26 protein-coding genes are annotated in these 25,761 nt (G+C 59.0%); 7 read left to right on the forward strand and 19 right to left on the reverse strand.

The features are described from left to right. Positions 1-73: 73 nt before the first annotated feature. The gene (locus PVW48_RS17475; protein WP_274582268.1) at positions 74-715 is read left to right on the forward strand and encodes a hypothetical protein; all 642 of its coding nucleotides are present in this window, start codon (positions 74-76) and stop codon (positions 713-715) included. Here the strand turns inward: PVW48_RS17475 and PVW48_RS17480 are convergent. From PVW48_RS17480 to PVW48_RS17495, 4 genes are all read right to left on the reverse strand, one after another. Further along, a complete protein-coding gene (locus PVW48_RS17480; protein WP_093454931.1) occupies positions 712-1,227 on the reverse strand; it encodes a disulfide bond formation protein B in 516 nt (171 codons plus the stop codon). The two genes, PVW48_RS17475 and PVW48_RS17480, sit on opposite strands and share 4 nt — an antisense overlap. Positions 1,228-1,328: 101 nt before the next feature. Continuing rightward, positions 1,329-1,670: a copper-binding protein gene (locus PVW48_RS17485; RefSeq protein ID WP_013959881.1), complete on the reverse strand. Its 342-nt coding sequence runs from the start codon at positions 1,668-1,670 to the stop codon at positions 1,329-1,331. A gap of 33 nt (positions 1,671-1,703) precedes the next feature. Continuing rightward, positions 1,704-4,886 carry an efflux RND transporter permease subunit gene (locus PVW48_RS17490; RefSeq protein ID WP_093454932.1) on the reverse strand — a complete coding sequence of 1,061 codons (3,183 nt, stop codon included), beginning with the start codon at positions 4,884-4,886 and terminating at the stop codon, positions 1,704-1,706. After that, the gene (locus tag PVW48_RS17495) at positions 4,883-7,306 is read right to left on the reverse strand and encodes an efflux RND transporter periplasmic adaptor subunit (protein WP_093454933.1); all 2,424 of its coding nucleotides are present in this window, start codon (positions 7,304-7,306) and stop codon (positions 4,883-4,885) included. Before PVW48_RS17495 ends, PVW48_RS17490 begins: the two co-directional genes overlap by 4 nt. A 594-nt stretch (positions 7,307-7,900) precedes the next feature. Here PVW48_RS17495 and PVW48_RS17500 point away from each other — a divergent pair. The 3 genes from PVW48_RS17500 (at position 7,901) to PVW48_RS17510 (ending at position 11,329) form a co-directional block, all read left to right on the forward strand. Further along, positions 7,901-8,683, forward strand: a complete 783-nt coding sequence (locus tag PVW48_RS17500; protein WP_093454935.1) for a DsbA family protein — start codon at positions 7,901-7,903, stop codon at positions 8,681-8,683. Between the two features lie 101 nt (positions 8,684-8,784). Further along, positions 8,785-9,198: a rhodanese-like domain-containing protein gene (locus PVW48_RS17505; RefSeq protein WP_244525676.1), complete on the forward strand. Its 414-nt coding sequence runs from the start codon at positions 8,785-8,787 to the stop codon at positions 9,196-9,198. Positions 9,199-9,202: 4 nt separating this feature from the next. Next, positions 9,203-11,329: a protein-disulfide reductase DsbD family protein gene (locus PVW48_RS17510; protein ID WP_274582269.1), complete on the forward strand. Its 2,127-nt coding sequence runs from the start codon at positions 9,203-9,205 to the stop codon at positions 11,327-11,329. Between the two features lie 5 nt (positions 11,330-11,334). On the opposite strand, the gene PVW48_RS17515 is transcribed toward PVW48_RS17510, so the two are convergent. From PVW48_RS17515 to PVW48_RS17535, 5 genes are all read right to left on the reverse strand, one after another. Further along, the gene (locus PVW48_RS17515) at positions 11,335-11,988 is read right to left on the reverse strand and encodes a DUF3047 domain-containing protein (RefSeq protein WP_093454938.1); all 654 of its coding nucleotides are present in this window, start codon (positions 11,986-11,988) and stop codon (positions 11,335-11,337) included. A gap of 8 nt (positions 11,989-11,996) precedes the next feature. Continuing rightward, complete coding sequence (locus tag PVW48_RS17520) at positions 11,997-12,764, reverse strand: MauE/DoxX family redox-associated membrane protein (RefSeq protein ID WP_093454968.1); 768 nt, start codon at positions 12,762-12,764, stop codon at positions 11,997-11,999. Positions 12,765-12,780: 16 nt separating this feature from the next. After that, positions 12,781-13,719: a DUF305 domain-containing protein gene (locus PVW48_RS17525; RefSeq protein WP_093454939.1), complete on the reverse strand. Its 939-nt coding sequence runs from the start codon at positions 13,717-13,719 to the stop codon at positions 12,781-12,783. A 68-nt stretch (positions 13,720-13,787) separates the two neighbouring features. Beyond that, positions 13,788-14,189, reverse strand: a complete 402-nt coding sequence (gene cueR / locus PVW48_RS17530; protein WP_093454940.1) for a Cu(I)-responsive transcriptional regulator — start codon at positions 14,187-14,189, stop codon at positions 13,788-13,790. A gap of 12 nt (positions 14,190-14,201) precedes the next feature. Beyond that, positions 14,202-16,712, reverse strand: a complete 2,511-nt coding sequence (locus PVW48_RS17535) for a heavy metal translocating P-type ATPase (RefSeq protein ID WP_093454941.1) — start codon at positions 16,710-16,712, stop codon at positions 14,202-14,204. A 206-nt stretch (positions 16,713-16,918) separates the two neighbouring features. On the opposite strand from PVW48_RS17535, the gene PVW48_RS17540 reads away from it, so the two are divergent. From PVW48_RS17540 to PVW48_RS17550, 3 genes are read left to right on the forward strand one after another with little or no spacing between them, the layout of a single operon-like run. Beyond that, the gene (locus PVW48_RS17540) at positions 16,919-17,212 is read left to right on the forward strand and encodes a hypothetical protein (protein ID WP_093454942.1); all 294 of its coding nucleotides are present in this window, start codon (positions 16,919-16,921) and stop codon (positions 17,210-17,212) included. 51 nt (positions 17,213-17,263) lie between these two features. Continuing rightward, entirely contained in the window at positions 17,264-17,479 is a 216-nt protein-coding gene (locus PVW48_RS17545) for a heavy-metal-associated domain-containing protein (protein ID WP_093454943.1), read from the forward strand. Continuing rightward, positions 17,476-17,757 carry a hypothetical protein gene (locus tag PVW48_RS17550; protein WP_274582270.1) on the forward strand — a complete coding sequence of 94 codons (282 nt, stop codon included), beginning with the start codon at positions 17,476-17,478 and terminating at the stop codon, positions 17,755-17,757. The genes PVW48_RS17545 and PVW48_RS17550 overlap by 4 nt, the downstream gene beginning before the upstream one ends. A gap of 34 nt (positions 17,758-17,791) precedes the next feature. On the opposite strand, the gene PVW48_RS17555 is transcribed toward PVW48_RS17550, so the two are convergent. The 10 genes from PVW48_RS17555 to PVW48_RS17600 form a co-directional block, all read right to left on the reverse strand. Beyond that, positions 17,792-18,460, reverse strand: a complete 669-nt coding sequence (locus PVW48_RS17555; RefSeq protein ID WP_093454944.1) for a L,D-transpeptidase — start codon at positions 18,458-18,460, stop codon at positions 17,792-17,794. A gap of 54 nt (positions 18,461-18,514) precedes the next feature. After that, positions 18,515-19,243 carry a DsbA family protein gene (locus PVW48_RS17560; protein WP_093454945.1) on the reverse strand — a complete coding sequence of 243 codons (729 nt, stop codon included), beginning with the start codon at positions 19,241-19,243 and terminating at the stop codon, positions 18,515-18,517. Positions 19,244-19,253: 10 nt separating this feature from the next. After that, positions 19,254-19,730: a c-type cytochrome gene (locus PVW48_RS17565; protein ID WP_093454946.1), complete on the reverse strand. Its 477-nt coding sequence runs from the start codon at positions 19,728-19,730 to the stop codon at positions 19,254-19,256. Beyond that, complete coding sequence (locus PVW48_RS17570; RefSeq protein WP_093454947.1) at positions 19,727-21,112, reverse strand: multicopper oxidase family protein; 1,386 nt, start codon at positions 21,110-21,112, stop codon at positions 19,727-19,729. Before PVW48_RS17570 ends, PVW48_RS17565 begins: the two co-directional genes overlap by 4 nt. Beyond that, positions 21,109-21,975 (reverse strand): copper resistance D family protein, encoded by an 867-nt coding sequence (locus PVW48_RS17575; RefSeq protein WP_093454948.1) that lies wholly within the window; start codon positions 21,973-21,975, stop codon positions 21,109-21,111. Before PVW48_RS17575 ends, PVW48_RS17570 begins: the two co-directional genes overlap by 4 nt. Before the next feature lie 3 nt (positions 21,976-21,978). Further along, a complete protein-coding gene (locus tag PVW48_RS17580) occupies positions 21,979-22,323 on the reverse strand; it encodes a copper resistance CopC family protein (RefSeq protein WP_093454949.1) in 345 nt (114 codons plus the stop codon). Positions 22,324-22,349: 26 nt separating this feature from the next. Next, positions 22,350-22,790 (reverse strand): c-type cytochrome, encoded by a 441-nt coding sequence (locus tag PVW48_RS17585; protein ID WP_093454950.1) that lies wholly within the window; start codon positions 22,788-22,790, stop codon positions 22,350-22,352. After that, on the reverse strand, positions 22,790-23,359 hold the full coding sequence (locus PVW48_RS17590) for a L,D-transpeptidase (protein WP_093454951.1): 570 nt from the start codon (positions 23,357-23,359) through the stop codon (positions 22,790-22,792). Before PVW48_RS17590 ends, PVW48_RS17585 begins: the two co-directional genes overlap by 1 nt. A gap of 121 nt (positions 23,360-23,480) precedes the next feature. Continuing rightward, positions 23,481-24,932 (reverse strand): ATP-binding protein, encoded by a 1,452-nt coding sequence (locus PVW48_RS17595; RefSeq protein WP_093454952.1) that lies wholly within the window; start codon positions 24,930-24,932, stop codon positions 23,481-23,483. Further along, positions 24,932-25,660 carry a response regulator gene (locus PVW48_RS17600; RefSeq protein WP_093454969.1) on the reverse strand — a complete coding sequence of 243 codons (729 nt, stop codon included), beginning with the start codon at positions 25,658-25,660 and terminating at the stop codon, positions 24,932-24,934. The genes PVW48_RS17595 and PVW48_RS17600 overlap by 1 nt, the downstream gene beginning before the upstream one ends. Positions 25,661-25,761: the final 101 nt, after the last annotated feature.

The raw sequence follows: 25,761 nt of genomic DNA on the forward strand, positions 1-25,761 counted from the left end.
ATGAAGTTTATGTAAATAAATGATGGTCGCAGAGAAAGTCGACTGTTGTCTCCCGACATGCCAACCTGCTCACATGCAACGGTTCTTCTCAACCAAGATGCCGGGCGTGAATTTTGTAATGAACGTCTTGGTCTTCAGCCTAATCGGTCTCCTGCCGGTCTTGCTCGTTTATGTCATGCGTGCGCCTGGATTTGCTTCGGCATTGATGGACGGTGGACCGGCGCTATCACGATTTCTCAGGCAGGTTCTGACGAATGGCCTACCGGTCATCTTTATCGTCAACTACGTCGGCTTCTTCCTGTTTGCGATGTTGAAGGCGAAAGACACCAATAGCCGTGATCCGGCGGTATTCATTCTCTTCGATGTGATAACTCGCGTCGCTCTTTTTCTCGTTCTCCACGCCTTCATTTACGTGCTTTCCGCCAGTTGGTTCGGCTCTTTTGGAGGCAGTCGGGCGACGGCTCTTTCAGTGGTTGCGCCCACACTGGCGCGGTCAGCACTCTTTGAAAACATATCCGGAGTCTACCTGTACGCCACTTTGGTAAGTGCACTGCCGCTCTATGTTACGGCAGCCGGAAAGTCGGCAATCCTGAGACCAATCTTTGATCTCTTCCCAAAGAAAATGGGCGCGGTTTCGGTTGCTCTCCTTGCTTTTTTGTCGGCCGCTGTGTGTCTGACGGCTACTGCAGCCGTCATCCTGCGTCTCCTGAGCTAGACTGCCGTCACGCTCTCATCTGAGCGGGACGCGCGCCAAGCTTTGGCAAGAGCCAGGATCCAGAGCCCTGCAAGAACGAAACTCCAAAGCGCGTTCCAACTCGCCATCGACAGGCTCAGAAATTCCCACGCGACTTCGTCACACATCACCAAGGTTGATGGAGCGGATGATGCGGAGGGCAAAAGGTCCGAAGCTAACAAGTTCGACATATCAAGACCAGAGCCGGTGCACGCCGTCGGACCTTCCCACCAACCTCGTTCGACGCCGGTATGGAACATCCCGATACCCGCTGTCACGAACGCGGCGGCAGCGCCTGCCATCAGTAGCAGTAAGATGGGCAAACCAACCATGAGGAGCACGCCGATAGCGATGGCGATCGCGTGAGGGTATCGCTGCCAAATGCACATCGCGCATGGTGCGTAGCCCGCTGCCTGAAACAAGAAGGCAGCCAGCAAAAGAACGGCCGATCCGCCGGCAGCGATCAAACCAAGTTGTTTCGAAGACAGCCGCATTCACTTTCCTTTCGCCTACACGCAGCTCGGCGGTCGAACTCGGTGTACCTCTCCAAATACGCGCCGCAGTTGCCGATTTCTCGGCAACTGCGCATTCATGATCAGTTCGGCATTATGGCCCCGATTGCGTACATGCCATCCTCGCCCTTGACGAGCATCAGGGTCACCTCGTCACCATCGGTCACCTCGCCCATCATCTGCGCGTTTTCCAGAACCGTCATATCCATCGTCATTGCAGGCCAGCCGATCTCGGGAATCGGGTCATGGCTCACGTTGGCCGTGCCGTCGCCGATGGAATTGATCACGGCCTTTGCGTGAACTGCGCCCTCCATTTGTTCGGCGGACATCGGCATGTCCGAATGATCCATATTGTGGTTCATTTGTGCGATAGCCCCTGTCGCGGACAGGGTCAGAAGTGCGAGACTTGCAGTCAGTATCTTCATGAGAAGCTCCATTCTTGAGGTTTGTGCGTTCGATTATTCGGCAGGCAGTGCTGCATCGACGGGCTGCTGAATTGGGGACGTGATTTCGCGGTTAACGCGTTTCAGCGCGAGCCGTTTCCAAATCACGAATATGGAAGGAATGACAAAAAGCGTCAGCAGGGTCGCTGTCACCATACCGCCGATCATCGGTGCAGCGATGCGTTGCATGATCTCCGAGCCGGTGCCGGTGCCATACATGATCGGTATCAGCGCCGCGAAGATGGTGGCCACGGTCATGACTTTGGGTCTCACCCGAAGAACAGCTCCCTCAAAGACGGCCTCCTCGATATCGTCTTGTGTCAGCTTGCGGCCTTCGGATTGACCGAGTTTGCGTCGCTTTTCCCAGGCGAGATTGAGATAAAGCAGCATGACGATAGCTGTTTCGACGGCCACGCCGGCCAGGGCAATGAAGCCGACAAGGACGGCGATCGAAATGTCGAAGCTGAGATACCACAGAAACCAGACACCGCCTGCCAACGCGACAGGAAGCGCGGCGAGAATGATGCCAACTTCGATCACCCTATTGAACGCCATGAACAACATCAGCGTGATGATCATAAGCGTGGCGGGGGCGACGATCGCCAGCCGGTCCTGCATCCGCTCGATGTACTCATACTGCCCGGACCATGTCAGAGAATATCCGGGCGGTAGACGCACCTGATCGGCCACGACCCTCTGCGCCTCGGCGACATATCCGCCGAGGTCTCGTCCTGCGATATCGATAAACACGAACCCCGTGCGCCGAGCGTTCTCTGATCGGATCATGCCCGGACCATCCACAATTCGAACATCGGCCAAGGCGGTCAGCGGCACATGAGCCCCCGATGGGGTGACAACGGGCAAGTTTTCGAGGCGTTCGGGGCTGTCGCGCCACGCCTGCGGATAGCGCAGGTTAATCGGAAAGCGCTCCAGCCCTTCAACGGATTCCGATACCTGCATCCCACCGATGGCGGTTTGCACCACATCCTGAACATCCCGCACGCTCATCATGTATCGCGCTGCGGCGTCGCGCTTGACGTCGATTTCTATGAAGCGCCCGCCTACCGGACGCTCCGCATAGGCGGAGGCAGTTCCCTCGATATCCGACACGGCTCGTTCCACTTCGATCCCGATGTCTGTGATGACGTTCAGATCAGCACCCGAAATCTTGACACCAACCGGCGTTCGTATCCCGGTGGCAAGCATGTCGATCCGGTTCTTGATCGGCTGGATCCAGACATTGGTCACGCCAGGGATCTGCACAGCCCGATCAAGCTCATCGCGAATTTTTTCCATGGTCATGCCAGGGCGCCACTCAGCTTCTGGTTTGAGCTGGATCGTGGTTTCCACCATCGTGAGTGGTGCAGGATCGGTCGCTGTCTCTGCGCGCCCCACTTTGCCGTGCACAGTTTCGACCTCTGGGATTGTAGCGATCAGGCGATTGGTCTGCTGCAGGACCTCGCGCGCCTTACCGATCGACACGCCCGGGTAGAAGCTTGGCATGTAAAGGAAGTCGCCCTCATTCAGCTCGGGCATGAACTCGGACCCGAGCCGTTGGTACGGATACCACATTGAAGCCACGAGGGCGCCGGCAAGCAAGGTTGTCGCCCACGGCCAGGCGATGGCTGCGTCGAGAAAGGGACGATACAGGAAGACCACCAATCGGTTCAGTGGGTTTTTGCGCTCGGGCAAAATCCGGCCCCGGACAAAGTAACCCATCAAGACCGGAACCAGTGTGATCGATAGGATCGCGGCGGCGGCCATCGCGTAGGTCTTTGTATAGGCCAGCGGGGCAAAAAGCCTGCCCTCCTGATTTTCCAGCACAAAGACAGGCAGAAAGCTGACCGTGATGATTGCCAAGGAGTAAAAGAGGGCCGGACCGACCTCAGAGGCGCATTCCTGCACGATCCTCCACCTGTTTTCTGCGGTAAGCTTCTCCTTCTCCAGCCGCCTGTGCATCGCCTCGATCATCACGATCGACGCATCGACCATGGCTCCAATGGCAATCGCTATGCCGCCAAGCGACATGATGTTCGCATTCACACCCTGCGCTTTCATCAGAATGAAGGCAGCGAAGATTCCGAGGGGCAACGACAGAAGGATCACCAGTGATGAGCGCAGATGCAGCAGAAAGGCCGCACAGACGAGGACGACGACAACGAATTCCTGCGTCAGCTTCTTCTTGAGATTGTCGATTGCGCGTTCGATCACGCCGGACCGGTCATAGGTCGTGATAATCTCGACACCTTCCGGCAGGTTCGGCCGCAACTCTTCGATGCGGGCCTCCACCGCTTTGATGGTCGCAAGGGCATTGCCACCCCATCGCATGATGACCACGCCGCCAACGGCATCGCCTTGCCCGTCAAACTCTCCGACGCCGCGGCGCAATTCCGGTCCTAGGCGAATGTCAGCAACGTCGCCGAGGGTCAGAGCAGCTCCACGCTCGTTGATCATTAGGGGGGCGCTGGATAGATCAGAAAGCTCATCGATGTATCCGGACGAGCGGATCATGAATTCTGCTTCGCCCATCTCGATCACGCTTCCGCCGGTCTCTCGATTGGCCGCTTGTATCGCGTTCCTGAGTTGTGTCAGCGTGATATCGTAGGCCCGCAATTTGTTCGGATCGACGACGACCTGATACTGTTTGACCATGCCGCCAATTGTTGCCACTTCAGACACACCGTCGACAGCCTGCAGTTCGTATTTCAGAAACCAGTCCTGCAGCGTTCTCAGTTGCGCGAGATCGTGTGTGCCGGTTCTGTCGATCAACGCATATTGGTAGATCCACCCGACCCCGGTGGCATCCGGGCCAAGCTGAGGGGACACTCCGTCCGGCAAGCTCCCGGTGATCTGCCCAAGATATTCGAGGACGCGGGATCTTGCCCAATACAGGTCCGTGCCATCTTCGAAAACGACATAGACAAAACTGTCACCAAAGAAGGAAAAGCCGCGTACATCCTGTGCGCCAGGTACCGCCAGCAACGATGTGGCGAGCGGATAGGTGATCTGGTTTTCGACCACTTGCGGCGCCTGCCCCGGATAAGGGGTGCGGACGATCACCTGCACATCGGACAGGTCCGGTATCGCATCGACCGGTGTCTCGCGGATGGCCCAGATGCCTGCGACACCCATCATGACGGCAAGGACCAGAATAACAAACCTATTGGCCAGCGAGGCGCGGATGATCGCCGGGATCACTGGGTAACCCTCCCGTCACGGACAACATCGATCAATGTCATCGAGAAATCCGGGTTGCGCCGCAGGATGAGCGTGACGTCCGTTCCCACTGTGAGTTGGGAAATCTCGAGCTCCTCAGCCAAGGGAAAATCCATCGTCATTCCGGGCATGCCGATATCGGTCATCGGCCCATGGGTGATGTTCGCCGTCCGTGATTGAGCATCGATGGAGTTGATTTGACCTGAAACCTGCATGGGCGGTGCCACAGGTTCGGCCGCTGCCAGCACCATGTTCATGCCGTCCGGGCGCGCGAAAGTGAGCACCATCTCCACATCTGTCATCAAAGCGGCAGCGTCGAGTGACGGATCAATATCAAAGGCCATGGTCATGCCAGGCATGCCGATATCGGTCATCGGTCCATGGGTGATCGTGGCCTTTGAGGCGTCTGTATCGACACTATCGATCGTGCCTGAGACCACGATGGGCGGTGCCGCAGCTGCCTCAAGCTCGACATCAGACAAGATCATGTTCAAGCCATCCGGCCGTGCAAATGTGAGGGTCATTTGGACGCCGGTTTTCAGCGATGCCATGTCCAAGCCCGGATCGATGGGGAAATCCATGGTCATGCCTGGCATTCCGATCTCAGCCATGGGCCCGTGGGTGATCGTTGCGGTTCCGGAATGCAGATCGAGGTCGTCGATGGTGCCGGACACCATGATCGGCGCCGCGGCATTTGTTTCAGCCGCTTCCACCTCTTCGGGATCGGCGCCCTCGGCGCGGACCGCGACTACGGAGAAAAGGCCGCCATCACCTGCCGTGAGATCGAATTCGATCGGCGCATCGAGGGGCACGGTCTCGAGATCAACCCCCAACACCGGCAGGTCCATCGTCATTGCGGGCCAGCCAAGCTCTGGGATCGGGCCGTGCTCCAGCGTTAGCTTGCCATCCGACGTCACCGCGCGTGCAATCCCAGTGCCGGTACCGGCAATTCCATCATCTGGCGCAAGTTCGGTGAGGCTCAGGAGTCCATCGGCGCCACGGGCCACGAGAAACGCGACTGCCTCCCCCTCCTTTAGCCGATCCAGGGGAACATCGGCTCTCACCGGGAAGTCGGATGTCATCGCTGGCCAGTCAAGGCTTTCCAGGGCATCATGCTGCACGGTTGCCACCCGATTCTCAGGATCGAGAGCAACGAGAACACCGCTGCCCCGCGCCGGGTCGGCATCCGTTGGCGCCATGCGCGTGAAGCCTGCGCTCAAAGCGCTTTCGCTGTCGATCAGGAACTGTGCGGAGGCAACGACCTCTTCACCCGGACCCAGGCCCTGAAGAATTTCTGTCCGCCCTCCTTCTCCGAAACTGTCCCGGAGACCGGCAGTCACCAATCTCGGTCGGAAGGTCCCCTCCCCTGTTTTCAGGATGACGCGCTCAGCCGACCCTGTCCGTATTACGGCCTCAGATGGCACTGTCAGGACCGTCCGGCTTTCGTTGGGCCTGAGACTGACACTTCCGAACATTCCGGGGCGGAGCACGCCATCGGAATTGTCAAACCTCAGTCGAACAGGAAGCGTTCGTGTTTGGGGATCGAGTTCAGGATAGATGTAGTCGATGTCGCCTTCAAACACGCGCCCTGGCAAGTGTTCGAACCGAGCGATGGCCCGCATATCCTCAGACAGCCGGGCAATATCACGTTCAAAGACATCTACAATGAGCCAGACCTTCGACAAGTCAGCGACGGAGAAGGCAAGCGTTCCAGGTTGCAAATACATGCCATCGGCCGCATTCAGGGCGATGACCACGCCGTTCTGTGGTGCTTCGATCTCGATGTTGCGAACCAATTCGCCGCCCGCCTCGATCTCCGCAACCTGGCGGGCGGACATACCGTGGCTCATCAGCTTGTTGCGCGCCGCATCCAGAATGCGGGGGTCACCATCTTCGACAGCGCGAACAAGATCACCCGTCGCGGCTGCGATGAGTGGAGAAAAGAGCTCGAAAAGAACCTGCCCCCCGGCAACGCGGTCTCCGACCGCTCGGACCTTAAGCCTTTCGACCCAACCTTCTACCCGCGTATGCACATGACTGGTCAGATGTTCGTCATACCCCACGAAACCCACAGTCTCGATCCGAGGCTGCACTTCACTCATGCGGGCGACCGCCGTGCGTACGCCGATTGCGTTGATTTCGGCCGCGTTCAGTGTGACCTCGGCAGGATCACCAGATGGTTCCTGTCCGGCATAGACTGGAATAAGATCCATCCCCATGGGCGACTTGCCCGGTCCTGGTTGACGGAAATTTGGGTCCATGGGCGCAACCCAATAGAGAATCTCGGGGCCTTCAGATCCGCCTTGCACCGCTGGATTCAGGTACAACCGCTCAACGTAAACCCCACCGCCAAGGCCAGCTGCCAAGGCAAGAACTGAAAGTGCCGCGTATCTTCCACGCATAAATATCGTCTCCTGACGGCTGCATTGGATGCAGCGATCGATTGGTCAAACAGCCCGCATATGCGGGCACCGAAACGTCAGGAGTGTCGGGGCGGGCGATCGGGCACGAGGGGCTCACGGGATACATGAGCCCTGGAGAATGCGGCCCGTGTTGGCGCCGTAAACGCGGTTTCTTCAGACCGATGATCCAGATGTTGCTGGTAGTCCATGACACAGCAAAGACCGGTGTGGCACCCGTCGCCGTGTCCTGCGTGAGCGTCCGTTTGCCGCTCGCCATTGTTTTCGGGGTGGTGCGCGTGAATGTGGTTGGACACTTCTCCCACAGAAGCGATGTACAGGCCGCGCTCCACGCCGCTGATCTCTCCATCAAACGGCATTGCCTGCGTTCCGACGACGGTGATCGTCAGACACACACAGGCAAGACATGCCGATCGCAGGAAAAAGAACGCGTTCCAAACCATATGCGAGAAATAGCGCTCTTCAGAAGTTGCGGCAATTGGAGCGGGGCTGAAAGATTGTATCAGTTTGTAAAGTTGACCTTTTCCAAGGCTTCACACTACGAACTTAAGGGGACACGGTGAGATCAGGCTTCAGATGGATTCCAAGAAACGGTCAACGCTTCTGACGATCGGTGCGATCATCGCAGGGTACGCCGCCCTGCGCACAGTTCCCTCATTGTTGCCGGAAAAACTGGAATTGCAGGCACTCGATAGACCAGAAGGATTTCGTAAGTTCGTTGCGGGTGAGACGTCAGGCGGCTTCGATCCTTTCGTAGGCCTGGGCACGGCGGACAGCACCGAAGTGGCGGCGCAGAAAGCCGCAGCCTTGGAGCGCGTCTCCGATAATATTTGCTCGGCCCTTTATGGTGGTCTGACTCCCACGCCTACGCAGGTCCCGATGGCGTCGTTCTCGGACTACTATTGCCCCTTTTGCCGCGTGCAAACCAAACGGTTGGCCGACATGACGAGCGAGATGCCAGACAAGATCGCAGTGGCTTGGCATGAATTGCCGCTCCTCGGCGACAGCTCAAATCTTGCGGCCAAGGCAGCTCTGGCGGCGAAACGGCAAAATGCCTATGTCGCCTTTCATGAACGGCTGATGAAATCCCCTTTCCAGGCAACGCCAGAATATCTCTCGCGCCTCGCCACTGATCTTGGCGTCGATGGCAGCCAATTGATCACCGACATGGAGAGTGCCGAGATCACGCGCGAGCTGGAAGACAGTGCAGCGCTTGCACGCGTGTTCGCCTTTGTCGGCACGCCGGCCCTCGTGATCGGCCGCACTGTCGTCCAAGGTCAGATCAGCGACAAAATGGTTCGGGAAATCATCGAGTTGGAGCGCGAAGAGGGTTGGCAGAATGTTTGTAAGGCTGCTTAGGCTGCAAGGCTCGCCCCGGGAAGTCCTGGCGTTTCTCGTCAATCGACTGTGGAGGCAACATGGATAGGCGGTGCTTCATCCTGCTTGCATCGACATGGGTCATGGGGCCGCAGGTCGTTGCGGCCGCCACGCGCGAGATCTGGTCGGCTGCCGAGACGGCCGACGCATTGGCGCAGAACAGGATTTCCCTGATTGATGTTCGATCGCGCCCCGAATGGGTGGAAACGGGCGTCGCGAAAGCCGCATGGCCGATCAGTATGCACGAACCCGTGTTCGAGCAGCGCTTGTTCGCCGCACGCGATTTTTCAGGCGAGAAACCCATTGCGCTGATCTGCGCCACCGGGGGGCGCAGCGGCCGTCTTTTGAGCGCCTTGAAACGAGCCGACTACACGGGCTTCATCGATGTCTCGGAAGGCATGCTGGGATCACAGAAGGGGCCAGGCTGGATCGCACGCGGATTGCCCGTGACGGATCTGGAGGCGGCCTTGGCCAGCCTGCCTGGCGTACTGCGTTGACTGCATGCACACCCAAATGACGGTCCGAGTTTTTCACCTCGGGGCTTGGCTTCTGCTCATCCTTATCGGTTGCGTGGGCATCTTCCTATCCGATGCCGCCAACGCTGCCGAATCCGAGAGCTTTTCAAACCCCGCCGTCACGGCGCGTCTGATCTCGGCCGAAGACGGGATTGCGCCGGATGCCGCCTCCGTCTCACTTGGGTTGGCCTTGGAGTACGGCGAGGGCTGGAAGGGATACTGGCGCACCCCCGGCGAGGTTGGCTTGGCACCGGAGATCAACTGGTCGGGTTCGACCAACCTGAAATCCGCCGAGCTACTCTGGCCCGCGCCGGAACGGTTCGAGGCCTTCGGGATCGAAAACTTCGGCTATTCCGGTCAGGTTGTCTTGCCGATCCGCGCGAGACTTGAGGACGACGGCCACCCTCTGGAACTGCGTGCCCGCGTGTCCTTGCTGACATGTTCGACTGTCTGTGTGCCCCATGACTTCGAACTTTCACTCGCCCTGCCACAAGGCATCGGGATCGATACAAACTCGGCTCGCCAAATTGCTACTTATGCCGATCGCGTTCCCGCGGTACCCGAGAACAGCGACATCAGGATATCGGTCACGGCCCTCGATGCGCGCGACTCGGCTCTCATCGTTGTGGCAACGAGCGACACACCGTTCGGTGAGGTCGACGTGTTCCCGGAATTCGGACCCCTTGTGACCTTTGGCAAACCAGATATCCGGTTGGATCGCGATAGAACGGAACTCTGGGCACAAATACCGATCAACGCCTGGACCGAAGAGCATGCAGAGCCTTCGGTGACGATCACAGACACCGCACGTGCAATCACGGCGCCGATCACGCTTACCTCAGATCCCCCTGCCCCACCGTTTTCAAGCGCGAACCCTCGAACGAGTGTGCTGAAGGTCGTGGCGGTGGCCGCCATCGCCTTTCTCGGTGGTCTGATCCTGAATGTCATGCCCTGCGTGTTACCCGTTTTATCGATCAAGCTCACATCCGTTTTGAAGGCAACCGGTCAAACCCGGCAGATGACGCGCAACGGATTCCTGTTTTCAGCCTTGGGGGTACTGACATTTGTCTGGGCGCTTGCGGCTGCCTTAGTGTTTCTTCAATGGATCGGAGTATCCGTCGGCTGGGGTATACAATTCCAAAATCCGGTCTTCGTGACGCTGATGTTCATGGTCATCGTCGTCTTTGCCGCCAATCTCTTCGGTGCATTCGAGATAACCCTGCCCGCGGCCCTTCAAGACCGCCTGGGTGCCAGCAATGCCAGAGCCGGGTACATCTCAGACTTTGGCACCGGACTGCTTGCGGCCATCCTCGCTACGCCGTGTTCCGCCCCGTTCCTCGGCACCGCGATCACCTTTGCGCTCGCGGGTACACAACTGGACGTGATAGTGATATTCACGGCGCTCGGTCTTGGACTGGCCCTCCCCTACCTGGTCATTGCCGCACGTCCCGAGTTGGTCACGCGACTGCCCCGGCCCGGGCGATGGATGCTTCTGGTCAGGATCCTTCTTGGCGGTCTGTTGCTGGCAACAGCCGCATGGCTCTTGTTCGTTCTTGTCGGCGTGACGGGTGGGCGTGCAGCTGCCTTCATCTCGGCACTCACAGCTGTGTTCATTGTCGCCGCATCAATCCCACAGGCAAACCAATGGGTACGGCGTGCGGTTCTCAGCGCCTGTGTTTTTCTGGCGATTTTCGGGGCAGGTCTCACCTCAACCCCTGACCGCACCACAGCAGGGGTTGATGCGACGTCCCACTGGCAGGATTTCGAACCCCTCGGCATCGCGCGCCGCGTCTCTGAAGGCGAGACGGTGTTCGTCGATGTGACCGCGGATTGGTGTCTGACCTGCAAAGCCAACAAGTCTCTCGTGCTTGACAGGGATCCAGTGCGTGCGCGGTTGCGCGGCGGTTCCGTGATCGCCATGCAGGCGGATTGGACCCGCCCGGATGACAACATCGCGCGGTTTCTCGAGCGATATGACCGCTACGGCATTCCGTTCAATATCGTCTTCGGGCCAGGGTCGCCTTCCGGCATCGCTCTCCCGGAAATTTTGACGCCACAGGCAGTTCTTGACGCTCTCGACACAGCGTCTGTTCGAAGTGTCGCGTCGGAGTAACGCGCTTAATCGAGCTGAAGATCGGAAATCGACGCAACGATTCTGCCCTTGGTATCATCGCTTTCGGCCGACACGGCCAATCCAATCAGGGCACCCGGCTCGATCCCGAACGCAGTGCGATGATCTGATGCGAGATCGACCTGCTCACGATACTGCCCGATCTCTGAAGGGCGCAGGACTTTGCTGCGCAACCGGGGCGAATAGGGGCTGGGCAATATCGCATTGGTCGGGTGCGCACCGCCCCACACGTAGATCAGGGCGCGTGCGCTGTCCTCTTGAAGAATGCGCCGCGCGCTCTTTCCGCTCAGAGCGTCCACCCTCTCCGGATCGACGAACACGAAGTAGATCGCCAGATTTCTGTCGTCACCACCTTTGATCGTAAGATCGGTCGGTCGGACACCCTCGTGGACCCGCCAGACCCAACGCGCAGATTCAACCGAACGATTGAGGTCCTTAACGGGGCGCCAGAGCAACGAGACCGTACCGTCCGAAACGATGTCCAACTGGCGTCCCCGTTGACCAAAATCGTTCGAGAAAAGGCGCAAGAAGCCCTGCTTTTTCCAGCTGCCGTCAAAAGAAATGACCTCGTTGGCGATGCCCGCGGCTGGTGTAAACACGGCGCATGTCAGCAAGGTCAGGACTTTGGCGACATGGACCATTGCTCGTCCTATATCCAACCGAGTGCGCGCGCGGGCATCCAGACCCCCATAAAGATCATCATCAGATTTTCGGTCAGCGACACAAATCCCAGTGGCACGTTCGACCCGCCACCAACGCAAGCGCATTTCAATTCTCGCCCGTCGATATAGACCGCCTTGAACACGGAAACCGCCCCGATGGTCCCGATCACGAGGGCAATTGGGGCGCTGATCCACACTAGTGCGCCCGCGACCATGAGAACGCCCGCGATGGCTTCACCAAAGGGATAGATGTAGCCGTAACGCACCCAGCGTTGCGCGAGCAGATCGTAGTTCAGGAACATCGTCGAGAAGCCTTCGATATCCTTCAGCTTCTGGACGGCAAGGAAGCACATGGAGATCGCGATAAACCACTCGAAAGCACGGAGCGTACGTATCGACCCAGAGAACGCCCAGCTGAGACCCAGGGCCATCAGAAACGACACCGAGAAGATCGCGATGACCGGCTGATAGGTTGTCTCGTCCGCGTCCTTAACCTCTTTCCCGAAGTGCTCGCGCAAGGCGTCATAGCCGCCGATGCGCGTACCGCCGATGAAGGTCTGGGGTGTTGTCGATACGTCGTGTTCCGCCTTGAACGCGTCCGTCTCTTCGCGCGTCGTCAGATGATGATCTTCGACCTCATACCCTTCGCGCTCCAAGAGATCTTTCGATTTTAATCCATAGGGGCAGAGGTGGTCTTCCATGACCATGCGATAAAGAACAGCCTTTCCTGCGGCCTGGTTGGTATCTTTCGGCATCATGTCCTCCATTGGTCTAGCCGTTGCAGGTCCAGTAGCCCATGGAGCCAACCGCGAGCGGGGTTTCACCGGTCAATTCGAACAGAAGGGTAGAGCCTTCTCCATTGTCAGCATCGCTCATCGCGACGGTCATCTGGCCACCATCGGCCATCAGAACACCTCCAGAGGCCACACTGCCGGTCGCTTCGAATTGCACCAGCGACCCGGAGACCTTCGCGATTCCCTGCCCGTTTCCATCGGTCGCCAATATGGGGTCGGCGTTGACGGCGCGAACGAACGTACACATCGGCTCGGTGCCGAGCCCGCTTTCGATCTCCGCGTCCGAAAGAGGAGCAGGACGGATGCCTGCAATGACCGGCGTCGAGATTGCCTGCGTCAGGCTTGCCACGCTTGCAGGTCCATCGGATTTACCCAATGGCCATTCTGGCCCAGCTTCACCATTTGCCTCGATGTCGGCGAGCAGGAAGCGCATCTCCGCAATTTCCCGATCTTGGGCCACGACAATTTCTTCAGCAAGCGCTTTGACGCGCGGGTCAGTGATTTCCGCCCTCTTGCTGGTCATGATTGCAATCGAATGGTGCGGGATCATGGCACTCATCCAACTTTCATCCTGCACGGTTTCTTGGCCGCGGACGAGCCAGAGAGCGCCGGCGAACAGGACTGCCGAGCCTGCGAGAATGGCGACATTGGCGGCGAGGTTTTTGTACATGCCCCACATAAACAGGAGCATCACGACTGCCATCGTCGCACCCATGACAAAGGTCATATAGAACCGTGTCTCGCTCCAATAGACATGCTCAATGGCATAGGTGTTCAGATACATCAGGCCGAACATAATAGCGGTCGACGTTCCAACCATCGCGAGGAAGCGCCCGTAAGAAGACTTGCCGTGACTGTCCGATTTCGCGGAATCGGCTGTGCGGCTGTCGTGATTTAATATTGCTGAATCTGACATGTGAACTCCTTTCGCTTTTCTCTCAAACAAGATTCCAGCGCTGGAGGGTTCCGAAATAGAACGCGTTTTCAGCGGATGTTCTTCAGGTCACCAGAAAGATCCTTCAAGATCGGGCAATCCGGTCGGTGGTCTCCGCGGCAGGCCTCGACGAGATGGGACAAGGTCTCGCGCATGTCCTGAAGCTGCGCGATCTTGTCGTCGATTGCGCTCAGGTGCTCTTCGGCGATGGCCTTCACCTGAGCGCTCGCCCGCGTTTCATCCTCATAGAGATTCAAGAGATTGCGGCAATCCTCGATCGAGAACCCGAGCGCGCGCGCGCGACCCAGAAACGCAAGCTTGTGCAGATCGGTCTCGCGGAATGCGCGGTATCCGTTGCCGCTGCGCTGCGGCCTGACCAGGCCGATATCCTCGTAGTAGCGGATGGTTTTGGGCGGGATGCCAGACCGCTCTGCAACTTCTCCAATGTTCACGACACGATCCTCCTATTCCGCGGGTTGGGTCTGTGCACTGATCCGTGGTGCGGTGATGTCTCTGTCTTCACGCAAGGCCGGCGCGATGCGGCGCAGACGCAGGGCGTTTGTCAGAACCGATACCGACGACAGGGCCATAGCACCCGCCGCGAAGACCGGGGAAAGAAGCAAACCAAAGGCCGGATAGAGAACCCCGGCAGCGACCGGGATCAGCGCGACATTGTACCCGAAGGCCCAGACGAGGTTCTGGCGAATGTTCGACATGGTGCGCCTGGAAACCTCAACCGCATTCACCACGCCGCGCAGATCGCCTGACATCAAGACCACATCGGCGGATTCGATAGCGACATCGGTTCCGGTGCCGATGGCGATGCCGACATCCGCATGGGCCAGGGCCGGTGCATCATTGATGCCGTCGCCGACGAAAGCAATCATTCGGTCTCCCGCGCGCAGATCGTCGAGCGCTGCGACCTTGCCATCCGGCAGGACACCCGCGATCACGTGGTCGATTCCGGTTTCGCGCGCGATGGCCTCCGCCGTCTCGCGTTTGTCTCCGGTGATCATCGCAACCTTGAAACCGCGCGCGTGCAGGGCTGCAATGGCTTCCTGGCTGGCGGGTTTCACGGGGTCCGCCACGGCGATCACTGCGGCCAGTTTGCCGTCGATCGCCGCATAAAGCGCTGTCCGGCCCCGCCCTGCCAGCTCGGCTTCCGTTTCGACCAAGGCGGCGATTTCGATCCCTTCGCGGGACATATAACGGTCCGCGCCGACCATCACCTCCTGACCTTCGACAGTCGCGGCGACGCCGTAACCGGTGATCGACCGGAAGCCCGTGGCATTCGGAACGGCGATCCCTTCGGCCCGCGCGCCGCGGACAATGGCTTCGGCGATGGGATGCTCAGACTGGGCTTCCACAGCGGCGATCAGGCTCAGCACTTTGTCTCGGTCGAAACCGTCGGTAGTGACCAGATCGGTCAGCGACGGCTGGCCTTCGGTGACAGTCCCCGTCTTGTCGAGTGCGATGACATCGACTTCGGACAAGGCTTGGAGCGCATCCCCCTTGCGGAACAAGACTCCCATCTCTGCGGCGCGCCCGGTGCCCACCATGATCGACGTGGGTGTGGCCAAGCCCATGGCGCAAGGACAGGCGATGATCAGAACCGAGACGCCGGCCACCAGCGCAAAGGTCAAAGCCGGGTCCGGTCCGACAAGCAACCAGATCACAACCGTGAGTGCCGCGAGCACCATGACGGCAGGCACGAACCACAGGGTCACGCGGTCAACTAGGCCCTGGATGGGCAGCTTGGCACCTTGAGCCTCTTCGACCATGCGGATGATCTGCGCGAGTGTGGTATCTGAACCAACCCGTGCGGCCTTAAACGTCAGGCTTCCAGTGCCGTTGACAGTCCCGCCAGTGACAGCGGCACCAGCGGTTTTCTGCACGGGCACGGGCTCTCCGGTAATCATGCTCTCATCGACATTACTCGACCCCTCGGTCACCTCGCCATCCACGGGGATCCGTTCACCCGGTCGGACAAGGATCACATCGCCGACAGCGAGTGCGTCGACATCGACCTCCGCCGTTTCACCGCCCCGAATGACGCGCGCGGTGCGGACCTGCAGGCCCAGCAAAGCCTGAATCGCTGCGCCGGTGCGACCCTTCGCGCGTGCCTCAAGCCAGCGCCCAACCAGAATGAGGACGACGATGACCGCAGCTGCCTCAAAGTAAACCGCGCGTACCCCCTCTGGCAGGAGTCCGGGAAGAAAGGTTGCGACCACCGAGTACCCCCAGGCCGCGCCGGTGCCGACGGCAACGAGGCTGTTCATGTCCGGCGCGCCCTTGAAAAGCGCGGGAAACCCCTTGGTGTAGAAATGGCGTCCCGGCCCGAAGAGGACGAGTGTTGCGAGGACGAACTGGATGATCCAAGACGTTTGGAGACCAATCGTCGTCATCACCAAGTGATGAAATGCCGGAATAAGATGGGAGCCCATTTCTAGGATGAAGACCGGGAGCGTTAGAATTGCTGCCAAAAGGACGCTGCGACGCAGTCCGTCGGCTTCTTCTGCCTTGCGTGCGGCGCGAGACTGGCTCGCCTGCGCCTCTGCAATCTCGGCCGGATAACCAATCGCCGCCGATGCCGCCATCAAATCGCCCAAGGACACCGCGCCCTCGAGATACTCGATCGTTGCCGTTTCTGCCGCCAGGTTCACGCTGACGGAAAGCACTCCGGGCACGTCCGCCAGTGCCTTGTCCACCCGTCCGACGCAGGATGCGCAGGACATGGACGCAATGTTCAAAGTGACTTTGGATGTCCGCGCGGGATAACCCAAGGAGGCAAGCGTCTGCGTGGCGTCGGTTAGCCGAGACGGATCATCCAGCGAAAGGCGCGCCGTCTCAGACGCGAGGTTGACGGCGACGTCGGAAACGCCGTCGAGCCCCGCCAAGGCCTTTTCAACACGTCCCACGCAGGATGCACAGGTCATGCCGTCGATGCTGAGCGTTGTTTGGCTGGTGTCGGTCATAGCGTGTTACCTGGATTGTATGGTCTAGGCAGATATAGGGCTTCCAGTCACTGGAAGCTCAAGGGGTCATCGGAGATTTCTTTTGGTGACCGGCACAGCATCAACCTGAAGCATGTCTAACCCCCTGTTTCCAATTGAAATGTATCGATTTGTAAACTTGGCGGACAAGCCACCGGTGCGCTATTCCCCGGTCAGGAGAGTGCCCGATGAAAATGTCAGATCAGGAACAGCAGCCGCAGAATTCAAAAATGATGCACGTCGGCATGTGGGTGTGCTGCGCGGTGATGCTGCTTCCGCTGCTTGTTTTCTTTGCCCGAGGCGGCTCGTTTTTTGGATTGCAGGACATTTTGGGCGTTCTAGCACCAATCGCCCTTTGCCTCGGCGCACATGGCGTGATGTTCTTCTTCATGGGGAAGTCCTGCCATGGAAGCGGCAAGTCATCGGATAGCAACGCACCCGCGCCCTCAAAAGCCCCTTTTCCAACATCGATGGATGCTTGACCTTCCACCCGCTGGAACCCTTAGTTCCTATGAGTGAGAAGAGGATACACCATGAAATTTCACGTCCCAGACATGAGCTGCGGCCATTGCATTGCAGCTATCGAAAAAGCGGTCAAGGCTGCAGACCCGTCCGCAACCATTCGGCCGGATTTGGCTGCACACACGACAGAGATCGACTCGACAGCCTCCTCCTCGGCGGCCCTGCTTCAGGTTCTTGCGGAAGCTGGTTATCCGGCGACCGCTCTGGAAGAAGGTCCGGAGGATTGAAGAGCCGGATAAACACGATCTTGAAGGCGTCGGGCTTGATCTTTAGTGCTTATCTGCTGACCGGATGTTCCACGACACCCGTGGTCGATGCGGACGGTGCCTTCACCGAATTGCCTGAACCACTCGTCGGTCTCGCTGCGCCATACCAGAACCTCAACAAGGTACGGCTTGATCCGAATGACAATTGTTTTTGGTATCTTCACAACGGCCCGGTTGAAGCGACCTGGTTGCCTCTCAGAACGCCACAAGGCAATCCAATCTGCCAGGCGGTGAGCTAGTTCAAGACGCTTTGAGCAACACCAAAATGCCCCATTAGCCCCCGATCGCATCTTCGGGCGGATACAGGTGAGCGGTTTTGCCCGTTTCCACGTTGGGATAGAGATCGTTGATATGTGCCATGATCATGCGCACGCACCCCGAACTCGCCCGACCTCCGATCGAACGCGGCTCAGGCGATCCATGAATACGCAGATAAGTGTCCCGGTTCCCCACGTAGAGATAAAGCGCACGGGATCCCAATGGGTTGGTTGGCCCCGCGTCCATCCCCTCCGCATGCTGTGCATAAAGGTCCGGGTCGCGTTCGATCATGTCGTCCGTTGGACGCCACGTGGGCCACTTGGCTTTACGCCGGATCGTGTAGACACCCGGCTCGTACAATGTCCCGCGTGCGATGGCCACGCCATAGCGCATCGCCGTGCTGCCGTTCGGCTCGATATGATACAAGTAGCGCGCAACGGCATCGACATGGATGTCACCCGGCACGAGGCCCGCCTTTGCCTCCACCCGAACCGGTAGGAACCGCGGATGAACCCCCCACGGATTGGAAGTTGAGGGGTCATAACCCGGAGGTGTGACTTGCGCATCCCAGACATCCCACATCGCGCGCGGGGACGTGGGCGCTGCCGATATCGACGTGGCGAGTGGCGCCGAAAAGAGCATTGCAGACCCTACCACAAAGTGCCGACGCGTCAGTTTGGCCATCAAAATACCTCTTTCACTCGTCTTGACTGTGTCCGTTCGCCAATTGTCAGGAAACTATTGACCTGCGGCGCGTGCCTCCTGCGTAAGACGGATCATCTGATCGGCCTCGATGACCCCCGGAACCAGCGCGTCTCCGATCACAAAGGATGGCGTGCCATTGAAGCCGAGCGCGCGGCTCATCTCCATTGACGCCGCGATATGGGCATCGATCTCAGGTGCCTGCATGTCCCGTCGCAGCTGCGCGATATCCAAACCAATCTCCTGTGCGACCTGGATGACGGACGCTTCCTCGGCCCGGCCTTGCATGCCCATCAACGCCCAGTGAAATTCCTCGTATTTACCCTGCTCTCGCGCGGCCAATGCGGCGCGCGCGGCAAAAACAGAGCCGTCGCCGAGGATCGGCCACTCTCGATAGACCAGCCTCACATTGGGATCTTCGTCCAAGAGCGCTTCAATATGCGGCTTTACCCTACGGCAATAGGGGCAGTTGTAATCGAAGAACTCCACGACCGTGACGTCGCCTTCTGGATTTCCGAGAACCGGTGCGTTCGGGTCGTTCTCGAGGAGATCGCGATTTTCGGAGAGGACACTCGCCGCCGCGGCCGCCTGCCGTTCCTGTTCACGCCGTTCAATGATCTGAACCGCCTCGAGGACGATCTCCGGGTTTTCGCGGATGGCCTCCAGGACCAATTCCTTGACCCGGTCTTCGCTGAGCGCGTCAGCATGAGACGCGAATGGGGCGAGCAAAGTGACGACCAGAGACATCGTCATTGCGATCTTCATGAGAGTTCTCCTAGTTCACCGGCACACCATGGGTGCGCGCGTACTGAATATCCTGTATTTCCTCGGGCCAGGTCGACTTGATGTACCCGAGGATATTCCAGATTTCCTGGTCGGACAGTTGGTCGCCGAATCCGGGCATACCGCTGTCGAACTCCATGCCCTGAGCGGCCATCACCTCTCGGCCCCCAAGCTTTGTGTAGTCGAACAGCACCTGGTCGGCATGATGCCAGGTGTGACCCGTTTCATCATGGGGAGGTGCAGGCAGCCGACCGTCCGCGCCCGGACTCCGCCAGTTGTCCTGACCCTCCAGATTGGCCCCATGGCACGCAGCGCAGGTCTCGGCATAAAGCGCTTCGCCGGCCACGAGATCGACGCTTTCCGGCATCACCACGCTTTGGACATCACCGGCAGACCCGGTCCAGACATAGGCTGCCGCCCCGAGAGCCGCCAGGACACCAATCCCGAGGATGGCAGCCATCGCTCTCATGCCACATTGACCCATGTCATCATGCCGGACGCCGCGTGTGACAGCATATGGCAATGCAGCAACCATTTTCCGGGGTTGTCTGCCACGAAGGCAAGGGCGCGCACTTCGCCCCGGTCCAGCAGTGTGGTGTCGCGTAGCGCGCCGAGGCTGCCATCGGCTGCGATCTCGTGAAAGTGCATCCCATGGAGATGCATGGCATGCGGAAACGACGTGTCATTGGTGATCTTCAGCCGAACGGTTTCGCCACGCGACAACTCCGCCAGTGCTGGACCATCCATGCCCCCCACCGCGCCATTGAAGGCCCAGAAGTTTCCTGTCTCCATCATGTCGCGCATCGAAGACATCCGACCGCCCATCATGGCACCGCGCATGCCGCCCATGGCCCCCCCTTCCATCAGCAATGCGATGTCCCTTGCCGATCCCAGATCGGGGATGGCATGGGCATTCGGTGGGAGGGGTTGAGGCGTTCCGCGCCGCGCGCGTGTACCGTCGCCTGTCACCTCGAAGGCCACCTGAGAAAAGCTTTCATCGCGGCTCAATTGCACGATATGGCCTGCGCTGCCGACCTCTGCGGTCACGTCGACGATCAGGTCCACCCGTTGTGCCGACGACAGCAGGAATGAACCTTCCACGGGTTGCGGCACGGCCAGCGGCATCCCGTCCATGGCCACAATCCAGCCTTCGAGCCCCTCCAGCGCAAGTTGGAAAATCCGGGCGTTGGACGCATTGATCAGCCGCAGGCGCAGACGCTCATGCCGTTTCACGCTCTTTGCGAGATTGTAGACGCCGTTCGTTGTGATGTAATTTCCAAGACGCCCGGCATGGCTGAGGTCATGCATCGCCCCGAAAGTATCCGCAATCTGGGCTGTTTCCGGATCGATCCGCCAATCGTCGAGGATCAGGACCTCTTCACGGTCGATATCGATCGGCTCCGGCTCTTCGACGATCAGCGCACCCTGAAGACCACGTGCGACTTGCTCGAACGAGCGGTTGTGCGCGTGATACCAGTAGGTGCCCGCATCGGGGACAACGAAATCGTAGTCAAAGCTGTCCCCGGGGCGAATGGCGTCCTGCGTCAGACCGGCCACCCCATCCATCGCATTGTCGATGCGGATCCCGTGCCAATGGGTCGATGTCGGATCGGGTAACTCATTGATAATACGTCTCTGTACCCGCGCGCCTTGCGTAACCCGGATTTCAGGGCCCGGCGCGATACCATCGAACCCCCAGATCTGTGTTTTTCCGTAGTCATCAGGCAAAAGCTGTATATCTGCGACCCGGGCTGTCACCGCGCGCATGTCTGTCTGCGCGAACAGTGAATTCGGCATGCACGCCAAACCGGCAGCACTCATGCGAAGAAAATCGCGTTTTGAAAGTTTCATGATGGCACCGTTAGAATTGAGGTGAAGACAGCCGTGGCAAGCAAGATGACACCGATACAAACCCATTCGAGAGAAATCGATCTTGCAAGGTGTGGCCCAGCTTTGGGATCACCGCTCTGCAAAGCGGGCACAAGCCGTGTTTTGTTGATGGCGGCAAGGGCCAGAAGCAGCGTCACGACGGCAATCTTTGCCAGAAGTGTCAAACCATAGGCAGTGCCGAGAAGCGCGGGTAACGAACCAACCAGTCGCCAGGTCATTACCACGCCAGCGAGTAGTAGGAGTGGGACCGCAACAGATGCGACCTGTCCAAAGCGATGTCCAAGCACGGCAGCAACTCGCAATGTGTCCGCAGACCCCGAAAGCTTATGGAGTGGAAGAAGGACGCCGATCCAGAATGCGGCAACGATCAGATGACCGAACAAGACGCTCTGAAACCACAGGCGATCTTCGCTGGCGACATGACCGATCTCGCAAAAACTCCAGATTGCCAAGAAACTGCCCAAGAGCGCGACCCATAGCCACCGTCCCCCCAAGACCACACCGGTCAGGAGTGCCCCCAGGCCCAGTAGCCGCAACAGCAGGGCGTCTCCGGGCGGCGTTTCCCAGAGCAACGCCAGGATCGCCAGATCAGTCATGCCTGAAGCATCATCCATGAGCACCGCGCCCCGCACGGCAAAGCCGAGGAATGACATTGTAGCCGCCAAAAGAGCAAAGAAGACGGCCCAGGCGCGTAGAAAACGGTCGAGCCCAGCCAACTGCTCGGAAAAGACTTGGCGACAGAGTATCAGCCCGGCACTCGTGAGGACGCCGAGATAGAGCAAAAACTTTGTGGCAACCGCAGCCTGTCCCCAGATATCCGGCACCGCTCACTTCACTTCAAACGAGAAGACACCGTTCATCGGGTGCCCATCAACACCAAGCCCGCGCCATTCAATGTGATACATGCCCGGCCCCATGGGCGTGAGAGGAAGCGAGAATTCTTTGACAAAACCGGATTGGGTGCCGAGGTCCAGAGCCTCGGTGTGCGTCTCAGCATGGGTCATTTCGACTTTCGTCAATCGCATCCCATCGTTGAAGCGCAATCCAATCGTCTCCGGTACGGCGTCAAGAATGGCTCCGTCTGCAGGCGTCATGCTTTCCTTTTCAGAATGGGCGAGGGCTTGCGCGCTGGTCAGCGCCAAAAAAATTGTCAGTGCGACTCTGTATATCACGGATCGTCCTTCGTCGGTTTCTTCAGTCAGTTTATACCATTCGCGCGTTGCAACTCACGCACATAGGCCACGATCATTTTCACATCGCCATCGGTGACACCTTCGACCGGCGGCATGTTCCCAAAGCGCCAATGATGCGCACGGACACCATTCTTGGCCGCCAGAAGGAAAGCGGCATCCCCATGGTGGCTGGGTTCGTAAATCTTATGCACAAGAGGGGGCGCCACACCGTCCTGCCCGGCAGCATTTGCGCCGTGACAGGCTGCACATTTCGCATCGTAGGCCAGTTTGCCGACCTCCGCGTTGGCCGACAGCACTTCCGGCAAGGCGACATCGACCATGGGCCCGTTGGCGCGAGACGCGTCGTCCGTGGTCGTTGCCACGTCATCGTCAGTTGGTCCTGTCCACCAGAAGCCAATGCCAAGAACCACCGCAAGGGCGACGGATAAGATCGTGTAACGCCCCATCAGATCAATTTGACCTGCGTTCCGACCGGTGTCCGATTGTAAACCTCAATGATATGTTCGTTGTAGAGGCCGATGCAGCCGCTCGACGAACGACGACCAATCTTGCGTGTATCGTGTGTCCCGTGAATGCGATAATATTGCCAGGTCAAATGCAGCGACCGCACCCCGAGCGGATTGTCCGGACCTGGCGGCATATAGGCCGGCAAGGACGGATCGCGCTCGCGCATGGATGGCGTGGGTGTCCAATCCGGCTCAGGATCTTTGAAAACGATCTCTGTATAGCCCCGCCGCGTCAGCTCATCCGTCATTGGAACCGATGTCGGATAAAGAAACATTTCACCGTCGGCTGTCCATTGCTGAAGCGCCCGTGAATTGGTGTCCGCGATAATGATGCCTTTGCCCAGATGATCGAAGTGGTCTTGCCAATCGTGGGTTCTGAAGCTCGAAGCGTTGCGCCGAACCGGTGCGCGTGGTTCTGCGCGCAGCACCGAAGGCGCAAACAGGAGCGCCGCGCCGACGCCGCCGACAAAATGACGACGCGACCAAAAGGATCGATTTCTTGCCTGCATGGCTCTGCCTCGTTTCCATGTCGAACGCTTTGTTTTCTATCGAAGATCAGTGAGCGACGGAACGCAGGGAGCCCCGGAATTTTGTAAGGTTATGTATCAACCCGCCGGTTGGACCGCGGCGCTACACTTTTTTAGTCCGAGCCGAAAATCCGGTTTCGGCGCGCGCTTCGGGATGCTCTGACGGAGATGTCATTGCAGCTTGATGCGCAGTCACGGGCAAAACAATGTGCGCACGGAGTCCGCCCTCTGCACGGTTCGACAGGGTGATCGCGCCGCCGTGTTGCAAAACGATGCTGCGGGCGATTGAAAGGCCCAGCCCATGGCCTCCGGTTTCGCGGGAGCGCGATCCTTCCAAGCGCAGGAAGGGCTGAAACACATCGCGCAAGCGGTTGTCAGGGATTCCCGGCCCATCGTCCTCGACCAAAATCTCGATGCTCTCGTCAGAGACGCCCCAGGTTAGGGTCGGGTTGCGCCCGTAGCGCCCCGCGTTGTCGATGAGATTGCGCAAAGCACGGCGCAGCGCCTTGGGCTTGATCTGCACCATTGCCTCGGGTCCCGGGCGCACGTCCAACGCACCGTTGGTAGCGTCCCGAATGTCGGTCAGGAACGCGCCAATCTCGGTCCGTTGCAGGGCCTCGTCCTGTCCCACACCGCGCGCATAGGCCAGCGTGGCTTCCACCATATCCTGCATCTCGTCGAGAGAGGCCGTGATGCCGGTCTTGGTCTCCGCATCCTCCACCATCTCGGCATGAACCCTGAGCGCGGTGAGTGGCGATCTCAAGTCATGGGCCAGGGCGGCCAGCATTTGCGTCCTGTCCGTGACGAAGCGAGCCAGGCGCGTTTGCATGTCATTGAAGGCCGTCGTCAGGTTCCGCACTTCATTTGGGCCGACCGGCGTGAGGGGTCCTTGCCCGCCACCGCGCCCGAACTCCTCGGCTGCCGCGGCGAGATCATTCAGTGGCCGCGTCAGGCGCGTCAGCAGAAACCAGAAGATCGCAAGCAGCAACACGGCGGCCGTCAACACGAAAGAGAGGGTGGAGGCCCAAGACCATTGTATGGGCGGCCGCTCGAACCGGGTGGCGACGTTCAGCCATTGGCCTCCGGCAATGGCGATCGAGACCTCCATCTCGAGGGCCGCCAGGGTGCCCTGCATCATCTCGGCGTGCATTTCCGCCATTTCCGGAGAGAGGTTCGGCAGCGGCAACAGCCCCTGTTCAATCTCATGCACTTCGACCCGGATATCGCGGGTGTAGCCATCGTTCAAAAGCGCACGCACGCGCGCTTCTATCGCTCCGTTCTCATCATGGTGGGTGTGCGTTACGGCAGGCGTGTCGCCGAGATCGAAGCGTACAAGGGGCGAGTTTGCCGCCGCCACAATATCCTCATGCAACGTCGGCGGTGCCTCCTCGATCAGACGGGCGACGTTTGCCGCGCGTCCGGCTGCCTCGCTGCCGATGGCCGCTTGCACGGCCAGCGACCGTTCATCGACGAAAAGCCACAAACCCACGACCTGCGCCACGAACAGAACCACCACCACCAAAAGGGCGATCTGTGAGCGGAACCCCATTCGCATCAGGCCTCGACCTCCACATCACAGTTCAGGCAATATCCACCATTGCGCACGGTCGATATGATCCGGGGGCGAAGCACATCGGGTTCGATTTTCCGGCGCAGGCGCGAAACCTGATTGTCGATCGTTCGGTCAAATGGTCCGGCAACACGGCCGGCGCTCAATTCCAGGAGCTCATCCCGGCCGATCACCGCCCGAGGACGCTCAAGTAAGACCGTCAGCAGCTTTGCTTCGGCCGTGGTCAATGTATTGACCGTGCCATCGGGGCAAATGACATGGCTGGCGTCGTGATCGAATGTGATCCCGGCAAAAACGGCCCGCTTGCCCGCAAATGTTCCGCCATGGGGTGCATATCCGTCCCCCGCACGGCGCAGGATCGCATTGATCCGGGCCAGAAGCTCGCGCGGATTGAAGGGCTTGGCCAAGTAGTCATCTGCACCGGTGTCGAGCCCCTTGATCCGAGCGTCATCGTCGCCGAGCGCCGTCAGCATGAGAATCGGGGTATGCTGCTGCTCCCGACGCAACCGTGCACAGGCCGCGAGCCCGTCCTCTCCCGGCATCATGATATCGAGCACGATCAGATCGAATTTGTCCTCGCTCAATCGCGCATCCATCTCGCCCGCACTTTTGGCTCCCGTCGCGCGCAGCCCGTTTTTCTCCAGGTAGCGCGTCACGGAGTGCCGGATCTCGGCATGATCATCGACGACCAGAATATGCGCCGATGCCGCCATCAGCGATCGGGTCCCACACATCGGCACGTCTGGCTGATCGGCCTACTATTCAATAGATTGAGTTCCATAACACCCAGAATAGATTGTTCTTTCGGGAAAGA

It is taken from the genome of Dinoroseobacter sp. PD6 (genome assembly GCF_028807315.1).
In the GTDB taxonomy this organism is placed as follows: Bacteria; Pseudomonadota; Alphaproteobacteria; order Rhodobacterales; family Rhodobacteraceae; genus Dinoroseobacter; species Dinoroseobacter shibae.